The 2,213-nt window shown below is 60.4% G+C and carries 3 protein-coding genes; all 3 read right to left on the bottom strand.

Annotation, left to right across the window (positions count from 1 at the left end):
- Nucleotides 1-1,085, bottom strand: a 1,085-nt coding sequence (locus QQJ98_RS12915) for a recombinase family protein (protein WP_284325599.1), incomplete at its 3' end; no start/stop codon positions are given.
- A complete protein-coding gene (locus tag QQJ98_RS12910; RefSeq protein ID WP_284325600.1) occupies nucleotides 1,075-1,608 on the bottom strand; it encodes a recombinase family protein in 534 nt (177 codons plus the stop codon). The genes QQJ98_RS12910 and QQJ98_RS12915, both read right to left, overlap by 11 nt.
- The gene (locus tag QQJ98_RS12905; protein ID WP_284325757.1) at nucleotides 1,605-1,841 is read right to left on the bottom strand and encodes a recombinase family protein; all 237 of its coding nucleotides are present in this window, start codon (nucleotides 1,839-1,841) and stop codon (nucleotides 1,605-1,607) included. The genes QQJ98_RS12910 and QQJ98_RS12905 overlap by 4 nt, the downstream gene beginning before the upstream one ends.
- Between the last annotated feature and the right edge of the window lie 372 nt (nucleotides 1,842-2,213).

Raw genomic sequence — 2,213 nt, 5'->3', positions numbered from 1 at the left:
GCCGCATTTGAAAGTCTTTCCAAACTCTCGGCGACAAGCCCCGCTGTGATCGCCTCAGGTTGCAAAAGCAGATCGTGCTGCCTTGCCCGGGTGCGCAGAGAAACACGCAGCACCTCAAGCACCACAGCCTCCAGATGCGGTGCTGGCAAGCGCCAACCCGTCGGGTCAGCCCGCTTGGTGATCAGGCGGCGGGAGATGTAATAGCGAAAGCGACGGTTGTGGCGGTTGGTATGACTGGGGGTCAGACGATCACCGGTTTCGTCGTAGAACTTTGCCATCAGCGGAGCGGACGGTTCCACAGAGTTTTGTGGGGCGGTGGACGTCGAATCCACGTCAGTCGCAGCAGCCGGCGCGACCGGGCGCTGCCGCTTGCGGGCCGCGGTCTCCTGCAGCTTCGTCTGCACAGCTGACCACAGCGCCGCGTCGATAATCGGCTCATGCTGGCCGGGATGAACCAAGCTCTTGTGGCGGATCAAACCGCGATAGACCGGGTTGGTCAGCAGATAGTGCAATTGGCCGTTCGAGAACGGTGTGATGGTTGAGCCAACGGCCACCCCTGCTGCATGATCGCATTTGCGTGGGCTCAGGCCCTGCGCGGCTGCTGCAATCCGCGTGGCGCCGAGGCTGCCAGCCGTGAGGTAGAGATCAAACAGCCTGCGCACAGTCTCGGCCTCTGTTAGATTGATCTCGAGCACCCTGGCCTTGAGAGGATCTTTCGGCGGATCGTACCCCAGTGGCAAGTTGCCGCCTATCCACAGCCCTTTGCGCTTTGACGCGGCGATCTTGTCGCGGATGCGCTCTGCGGTAACCTCGCGTTCGAATTGGGCAAAGGACAGCAGTACATTGAGGGTTAACCTGCCCATGGAGGTCGAGGTATTGAACGCCTGCGTCACCGACACAAACGAGCAGCCACGGCGATCCAGTTGATCGACCAGCCGTGCGAAGTCAGCCAGCGAGCGGGTGAGCCGGTCAATCTTATAGACCACGATCATGCCGATGCGCCCGGCCTCGACCTCGGCCAGCAGGCGTTGCAAGGCGGGGCGTTCCATGGTGCCACCGGATAGACCGCCGTCATCAAAGCGCACGGGCAGGCCCCTTGGTGATCAGGCGGCGCGAGATGTAATAACGAAAGCGTCGGTTGTGGCGGTTGGTGTGACTTGGGGTCAGCCGGTCGCCAGTTTCGTCGAACAACTTTGCCATCAGCAGGGCCGAGGGTTCGACAGAGTTTTGTGACGTGATCGATGCGGAATCAGCCTCGGTCGCGAACGCGCCAGTGCGCTGACGCTTGCGAGCTGCCGTCTTTTGCAGCTTCGTCTGCACGGCGGACCACAGCGCCTCGTCGATGATCGGATCATGCTGGCCAGGATGAACCAAACTATTGTGGCGGATCAAACCGCGATAGACCGGGTTGGTCAGCAGATAATGCAACTGGCTGTTTGAGAACGGGGCGATGGTTGCCCTAAATGCCGCCCCTATTACATGATCAGATTTGCGTGGGCTGAACCCCTGCTCGGCCGCTGCGATCCGTGTCGCACCAAGACTGCCTGCGGCAAGATAGAGGGCAAACAGGCGGCGCACGGTTTCGGCCTCAGTTGTATTGATCTTCAAGGCACGCAAACCTTGAGAGGGTCTTTGGGAGGATCATACTCCAATGGCAAGTTGCCGCCCATCCACAAGCCTTTGCGCTTTGATGCCGCGATCTTGTCGCGGATGCGCTCTGCAGCGGCATCGCGTTCGAACTGGGCAAAGGACAACAGCACGTTCAGGGTTAACCTGCCCATCGAGGTAGAGGTATTGAAGGCCTGCGTCAGCGAGACCAAGGAGCAGCCCCGGCGATCCAGTTGTTCGACAAAGCGCGCGAAGTCAGCAAGCGAGCGGGTGAGCCGGTCAATCTTCTAGACAACGATCATGCCGATGCGCCCGGCTTCTACCTCGGCCAGTAAGCTTGCAAGGCGGGGCGCTCCTTGCTGCCACCGGACAGACCGCCGTCGTCAAAGCGCTCGGGCAGAAGTTTCCAACTCTCATTGCGTTGGCCGCTGACATAGGCCGCGGAAGCCTCATACTGCGCATCCAGCGAGTTGAAGCCCTGCTCGAGGCCCTCCTTCGTGGATTTGCGGGTGTAGATCTCGGTGGTCGCCGTATCATTAAAAAAGGGTGATGCTGGGGCGTTCATGCCTGCGCTCTCAACTGGCGTCGCGCACCAGCCGGTTTGC

The organism is Cypionkella aquatica (assembly GCF_030161095.1).
Taxonomy (GTDB): domain Bacteria; phylum Pseudomonadota; class Alphaproteobacteria; order Rhodobacterales; family Rhodobacteraceae; genus Cypionkella; species Cypionkella aquatica.
The sequence above is the reverse complement of the archived record's forward strand: the minus strand, read 5'-3'. Positions and strand labels throughout refer to the sequence as shown.